6 protein-coding genes are annotated in these 6,745 nt (G+C 73.7%); 2 read left to right on the top strand and 4 right to left on the bottom strand.

Annotated elements, in window-relative coordinates:
- The first annotated feature begins 251 nt into the window (after positions 1–251).
- Positions 252–971 carry a bifunctional DNA primase/polymerase gene (locus GL263_RS18565; RefSeq protein ID WP_182856846.1) on the top strand — a complete coding sequence of 240 codons (720 nt, stop codon included), beginning with the start codon at positions 252–254 and terminating at the stop codon, positions 969–971.
- A 100-nt stretch (positions 972–1,071) separates the two neighbouring features.
- Here the strand turns inward: GL263_RS18565 and GL263_RS18570 are convergent, their stop codons facing one another.
- From GL263_RS18570 to GL263_RS18585, 4 genes are all read right to left on the bottom strand, one after another.
- Entirely contained in the window at positions 1,072–2,046 is a 975-nt protein-coding gene (locus GL263_RS18570) for an SCO2278 family lipoprotein (protein WP_182856847.1), read from the bottom strand.
- Between the two features lie 65 nt (positions 2,047–2,111).
- Positions 2,112–3,071 carry a heme ABC transporter ATP-binding protein gene (locus GL263_RS18575; RefSeq protein WP_182856848.1) on the bottom strand — a complete coding sequence of 320 codons (960 nt, stop codon included), beginning with the start codon at positions 3,069–3,071 and terminating at the stop codon, positions 2,112–2,114.
- Positions 3,068–4,204 carry a FecCD family ABC transporter permease gene (locus GL263_RS18580; protein ID WP_182856849.1) on the bottom strand — a complete coding sequence of 379 codons (1,137 nt, stop codon included), beginning with the start codon at positions 4,202–4,204 and terminating at the stop codon, positions 3,068–3,070. Before GL263_RS18580 ends, GL263_RS18575 begins: the two co-directional genes overlap by 4 nt.
- Positions 4,201–5,214, bottom strand: a complete 1,014-nt coding sequence (locus GL263_RS18585) for a heme/hemin ABC transporter substrate-binding protein (protein ID WP_182856850.1) — start codon at positions 5,212–5,214, stop codon at positions 4,201–4,203. Before GL263_RS18585 ends, GL263_RS18580 begins: the two co-directional genes overlap by 4 nt.
- A gap of 112 nt (positions 5,215–5,326) precedes the next feature.
- Here GL263_RS18585 and GL263_RS18590 point away from each other — a divergent pair.
- Positions 5,327–6,745 (top strand): HtaA domain-containing protein (locus GL263_RS18590; protein WP_182856851.1); only part of this gene is annotated, 1,419 nt, incomplete at its 3' end.

The raw sequence follows: 6,745 nt of genomic DNA on the forward strand, positions 1-6,745 counted from the left end.
ACCCCGTTCCGACCCGGACCGCGTCGGGAAACCGGCGGATCGGGAGTATCCTCTGAAACCTCCCTACGCGAAGCCCGCCGGGGTGTCGTCGGGGCGGTCCCCGTGCCGTCCGGCACCCCCGGTTTCCCGTTCCGGCGGCCGGGGGCGCAGGATGGAGAGAGTCATCCGTTCCGTGGATTCCGGCCGGGTTCGGCGTCGGGGTTCCGTACTCTCGGGGCAGGTGCACGGATCAGTCTGGAGTGAGGCGGTAGATGGAACGCGAAGGCAGGCTCTCCCAGTGGTTGCGCCGACGCTCCAGGAGCGCGGCCGACGCAGCGGCCGAGGCCGCCCGCGCCCGGGAGGACCTGCTGCTGGCGTCCACCGACGCCGGCTTCCCGCTCGCGCCCGCCGCGCACCCGGAGGGCTACGGCTGCAGCTGTGAGCGGATCGGCTGTCCCACGCCCGGCCGGCACCCGGTCTCCTTCGCCTGGCAGACGCAGGCCACCAGCGACCCGGAGCAGGTGCTGCGCTGGGCCCGCAGCCGCCCCGAGGCGAACTTCGTCACCGCCACGGGCCTCACCCACGACGTACTGGACGTGCCGTTCGAGGCCGGCCGCTCGGCGCTGGAGCGCCTGGACCGGGAGGGCGTGGAGGTCGGCCCGGTGGCCTCGCTGGACGACGGCCGCATGCTGTTCTTCACGGCCACCCGGGGCACCCCGGACGACGAGGACGAGTGGTGGCCGTGTGAGCTGGACTGCCATCCCGAGACGATGGACGAGCACCCCGGCCTGCGCTGGCACTGCCGGGGAAGCTATGTACTCGTGCCGCCGTCCGCACTGCACGCGGGCGGCGGCACGAGTGTCAGATGGGTGCGCGCGCCCGGCCGGCAGCTACCGGACCCGCTCACGCTGCTGGAGGCGCTGACCGACGCGTGCGCCACCTACGCGGCCGAGCAGCCGGACCACGAGGGAACACCCTGGCCGGTGCGCTGACACCCTGGCTGCGCTGACGCCCGGGCCGGTGCGCCGGTGCCGCCCGCCCCGGCTCGCGAGCCCCGGCTGAGTGGGCCCCGGCTGAGCGGGCGGCGCCGTCTCACTCGCCCTTCGCGGAGATCCGGCCGACGCCCTGGTACAGGAAGTCGATCTTGTCGCCGCTGTCGGCGGTCGGCACCAGCACGGCGTGCTGCAGCAGGAAGACCTGGGTCAGTGAGCGCTTCACCTGGCCCTTGAGAACGGGCTCGACCTCGGGCAGCACCTTCGGGGTGTAGCCGGTGGCGGCCGTCTGCTTGGTGTGCTGGTGGGAGGCGAAGAACACCAACGCGTCGCCCTTCGTGGTGCGCAGGCCGAACGGGGCGTAGCGGGCGGAGTCCGCGGCCTGGTCGGCCCACTCGTTGCGGGCCGCCGGACGGTTGGCGTTCTTCCGCCGCGTCTCCCGCTTGCCGCTGGTGTACGGCCCGTCGGCGAACGGACCTTTGCCGTCCTTCAGTTGGCCGACATACGCCTTGCTGAGCTCGTCCGGCTCCGCCGCCAGCGCCACGCCCTTCTCGTCGTCCGCCGGCACAGCGACGACGTGGCCCTCCTCGTCCTCGGCGAACTCCGGGACGTCCGCCGCGTCGACGACCGCCCGGTAGGACGCCCGCCACGGTTCGCCTATCCCGTCCCGGGTGAAGGCGAGCAGCACCCGGCGTTCCCCGGACGAACCCTTGCCGGTCGAGTCGACCAGGAAGAACTTCGGCCAGCCGGCCTGCCGGGGGATGTGGAAGCGGGTGTCCGTCAGCTCCAGCGGACGGAAGTCGGTCGCCCCGCCGGGTTCCAGGGCGCGGGACACCTTCAGCGCGGCCTGGTTGCTGTCGCCCAGCGCGCCGCGCTCGACGGTGGCGGCGAGCGCGGTGTCGTGCTTCCGGTTGGCCTTGTTGCTGGTCGAGAGGTACGTGCCGAGCACCTTCTCGGCCTCGGCCTTCGTGGTGGCCGGGACCACGGCGGTCTCGCCGTGGACCGTCACACAACCCGACAGTGCGCCCGTCAGCGCGAGGGCGACCGTTGCGGCCGCCGTACGTCGCGACATCATGCCCGTGCCCTCCCCGAGTCCCGGACTGCCGGTGCGCGTCCGGGGTCTGCCAGCAATGTGGCACCTTACCGGTCCACGGCGATCTCCGTTCCGCGCGGTCCGGTACCGCCTGCCGGCCGCACCGGCACCACAAGAGGCGCCCCGCCGTGCGGGTGCGGCAGCACCTCCACCGGCTGCCGGTAGACCTCCGACAGCAGTTCGGCCCGCAGCACCGAGGCCGGCGGACCGTCGGCGACCAGCCGGCCCCCGCTGAGCACCGCGACCCGGTCCGCGTACGCGGCGGCCAGACCGAGGTCGTGCAGCACCACCACCACGGCGTCACCCGCGGCCGCGCGGCGCCGGCAGATCCGCAGGACCAGTTCCTGGTGCCGAAGGTCCAACGCCGCCGTCGGTTCGTCGAGCAGCAGCAGCCCGGTCTGCTGGGCGAGCGCGCGGGCCAGTGAGACGCGGGCCCGTTCGCCGCCGGAGAGCGCGGAGAACGGCCGGTCGGCGAACCGCTCGACCTCCGTGGCCGCCATCGCCTCGGCCACCACCCGGCCGTCCTCCTCGGCGGCCGGTGTCCCCGCCCACGGCGCCCGCCCCATGGCCACCACCTCGGCGACCGCGAACGGGAACGCCAGACTGGAGGACTGCGGCAACACCGCTCGGCGCAGGGCGAGTTCGGCGGCGCCCCACCGCTCGGCCGGCCGCCCGTACACCCGCACCCCGCCGCGCTCGACGGCGACGTCCCCGGCGAGCGCCGCGAACAGGGTCGACTTCCCGGCGCCGTTGGGGCCGACAAGCGCCAACACCTCGCCGGCGCGGGCCGCGAGGTCCACACCGTCCAGCACCAGCCGCCCGCCGAGCCGGACGGCGACGTCCCGGGTCTCGGCGGCGACGGCACCGCGCGCCAGTGGCGCGGGCACCCGGCGCGGCGCCCGCCGCGCGAGCAACCGGCCCAGAAGTCCGGGTGGTTCCGGACGCTCCGGGACGTCCCGCTGCTCGTCCGCGCCCAACTGTCGTGTCACTTCTTGCTGTTCGGTCATGCCCAGCCTCCCTGGCGGCGTCGGGTCCGGCGCAGCAGCCAGAAGAAGAACGGACTGCCGATGAGAGCGGTGAGCACGCCCAGCGGCAGCTCGGCCGGGGCGGCGAGGGTGCGGGCGGCCAGGTCGGCGACGAGCAGCACCAGCGCGCCACCGAGCGCGCTGCCGGGGATCAGGAACCGGTGCCCGGGGCCCGCCGCCATCCGCAGCAGATGCGGGACCAGCAGCCCGACGAAGGTGATGATGCCGGCGACCGCCACCGCCGCCGCGGTCAGCAGCGCCACGACGACGATCAGCACCAGCCGCATCCGCTCGACCGGCACGCCCAGATGCCGGGCGGGCCGCTCGCCGAGCGCAAGCAGGTCCAACTTCCGTGCGTACAGCGGCGCCACGAGCAGGCCGAGCAGCGCGCACGGCAGCACGGCGAACACCTTCGGCCAGGTCGCCTGGGCGAGCGAACCGAGCTGCCAGAAGGTGATCTGCGTGACCTGCGCGCTGTCGGCGAAGAACACGAAGAGGCCGACCAGCGCGAAGCCGAACGCGTTGACGGCGATGCCGGTGAGGATGAGCGTGACCACCTCGGTCCGTCCGCCGGAGCGGGAGAGCGTGTAGACGAGCAGCACCGTGGCGAGGCCGAACACGAACGCCAGGCTGGTGATGGTCCAGTTGCCGAGGAAGTTCAGCCCGAACGCGATGGCGGCGACCGCGCCGACGGCGGCGCCCGCCGAGACGCCGATCACGCCGGGTTCCGCCAGCGGGTTGCCGAAGACGCCCTGCATCAGCGCCCCCGCGCAGGCGAGTGAGGCGCCGACGAGCATGGCCAGCACGACGCGCGGCATCCGCACGTTCCACAGGACGCTCTCGCCGACCCGGTCGAGCGGGGCCCCGCCGAGGCCGAGCCGGTTCATGAGCGAGCCGACCACGTCGCCCAGCGGGATGTCGTAGGCGCCGACACCCGCCGCGAACAGCGCGCACACCACCAGCGCGCCGACCAGCCCGACCGTCAGCACGGTGGCGCGCGCCCGTCGGACCACCGCGCCGCCCGCCGGCTTCTCGACGGGCTCCGGTCTGTCGCCCGGCTCCTGCTTCCCCCCGGCGCCGGGCGCGCCGGTCCTGGTGTCGTCCACGGTGGTCATCGCGACTCCCCGTGGAACTGCCGGACGAGGGAACGGATGACGGTGTCGGTGCGCGGGCCGTAGTTCAGCAGCACGCCGTCGTCGACGGACGCGATACGGCGGTCCATACCGGCCGGGGTCTGGGCGACCCCGGGGATCTCCAGCAGACCGTCGACACCGTTCACCGAGTCCAGCCCCTTGCTCATGACCAGGATCACGTCCGGCGCCGCCTTGGCCAGCGCCTCACTGGTGATGGCGGTGAAGTCCTTCTTCAGGCCGGACTCCTTGCCGGCGTCCACCCCGCCCGCCGCCTCGATGAGCGAGCTGGCGCCGGACCGGGCGCCGCCCAGCAGGTACACGGCGGCCGAGCCGCGCAGGTAGAGGAAGGCGACCCGGGGGCGGTCGACGTCCTCCGGTATGTCGGCGCGGGCTTCGCCGATCCGCCGCCGCGTGCGTTCGTCGAGCCGCTTCCCGGCCTCCGGCACGCCCAGCGCGGCGGCCACCGCCTCGATGCGCACGCTCACGTCGGACAGCCGCTGCGCGGGCGGCAGCACCAGCAGGGGGATCCCGGCGTCGCGGATCTGCTCGATCGCCTCGGCCGGGCCGGTGGTGGCCTCCGCGAGCACCAGCGTCGGCCGCAGCGACAGCACGCCCTCGGCGGAGACGTCGTGGGCGCGCGTCACCACCGGGAGCTTCTCGGCCTGCTCGAACGTCGCCGTCACGTCGCGGGCCACCACACGGTCGCCGAGGCCGAGGGAGAAGACCAGCTCGGCGATCGACCCGGAGAGCGGGACAACCCGCTCGACGCTGCGCACCGTGACGTCCCGGCCGTCGGCGGAACGGACCTTCACCGGGAGCTTCGGGCTGGGCGCGGGCCCGGAGAGCGGCTCGACGCGGTCGGCGGCGGCCTTGGCGGCCGTCGCCCGGCCGTCGCCGGGCCGGGAGTCGGCGGAACCGCCGCAGCCGGTCAGTACAAGGGCCAGGACCAGCAGGGTGGATACCGCCCCGAGCAGGCGGGTGGGTGGGTGCACGGTGGCTGCCTTCCAGGAGCGGGGTACCGACGGAGACGGAGATAGCTTAGGTTAGCCTTGCCTTGCTCTCGCGGGCAGCTCCACCCCCTGGTCCCTTTCGGGAGGATCCGTCATGCCGTCGTGCAGACCGTCGCGCGCCCTCGCGGCAGTACTACTCACCGCCCTGTGCGCGCTGCTGCTGCCGGCACCCACCGCCGTCGCCCAGGAGCGCCTCGTCCAAGGCGGCCGGCTGGACTGGGGAATCAAGGCCTCCTTCCAGAACTACGTCACCGGGCCCATCGCGCAGGGCAGTTGGAGCATGCTCGGAGGTGCCGGCACGATCGGCGGAGGCCAGTTCCGCTTCCACTCCGCCAGCGGCGGCTACGACCCCGACACCGGCGCGTTCCGCGCCTCGTTCTCCGGTGGCGTCCGGTTCCTCGGCCACCGCAAGGACAACGGCACCCACGAACTCGACCTGACCATCAGCCGCCCGACCGTCCGCGTCAACGGCGGCACCGGCACCCTCTACGCCGACATGGCCAGCCGGCCCAAGGGCGGCGGCGCGCTCAGCAACCGCAGTCAGGTACCGCTCGCCAAGCTCGCGCTCGGCGGCGTCAACATGCGCGGCGGCGGCTCCCCGATCACCCTCACCGGTGTCCCGGCCACCCTCACCGCCGAAGGCGCCGGCGCCTTCGCCGGCTACTACCCGGCCGGCACCCCGCTCGACCCCGTCAGTCTCACCGTCGACGTCCGCGCGCCGGCGCGGAAGCCGGCCGCCCCGACGGCCGAACCGGAGAAGGACGCCCGCTCCGAGAAGGAGAAGGCCGACAAGGACGACAAGGACGACCAGAAGCAGAACGCCGACAGGGTCGACTTCACGGGCGCGATCGTCGACTGGGGTGTGCGCCGCACCTTCCGCGAGTACGTCAGCGGGCCGATCGCCGACGGCTCCTGGAAGGTCACCGAAGGCGCCCGCGACGGCGGCGCGCTCTTCCGCTTCACCCGCGGCAAGGGCCACTACGACAGGAAGACCGGCGCACTCACCGCCACCCTGCGCGGCGCGGTGACCTTCACCGGCAAGGACCTCGACCTGCGTCTCACCGACCTGCGGGTGAGGATCGCCGACGGCAAGGGCACCCTCCTCGCCGACGACCGCTCGCTGGTCACCTTCACGGTGGACGCCAAGCCGTCGAAGGGCCTGCTGCTCGTCGAGGAGACACCGACCGAACTCACAAAGCAGGGCGCGAAGTTCTTCGGCTCGATGTACCAGGCCGGCACCGCCATGGACCCGCTCACCCTCGCCGTCCCCCTCGACGACTCCGCCGAACTGCCCCCGCTGCCCGACCTCGGCAGCGAACCGACCGACACCCCCGAGCCGTCACCGACCGCCAAGGCGTCGGACCGCCCCGGCCCGACGGACCCCGACCTCGAACCCACCGCCTCGGCGGACGGCTTCTCCGCCTCCGTCCCGATCGCGCTGGGAGGCGCCTCGGTCGCCGCGATGGCCGCCGCCTACTGGCTGCTGCGCCGCCGCCGCACCACCACCTCCCCC

The organism is Streptomyces durbertensis (assembly GCF_014156695.1).
Taxonomy (GTDB): Bacteria; Actinomycetota; Actinomycetes; order Streptomycetales; family Streptomycetaceae; genus Streptomyces; species Streptomyces durbertensis.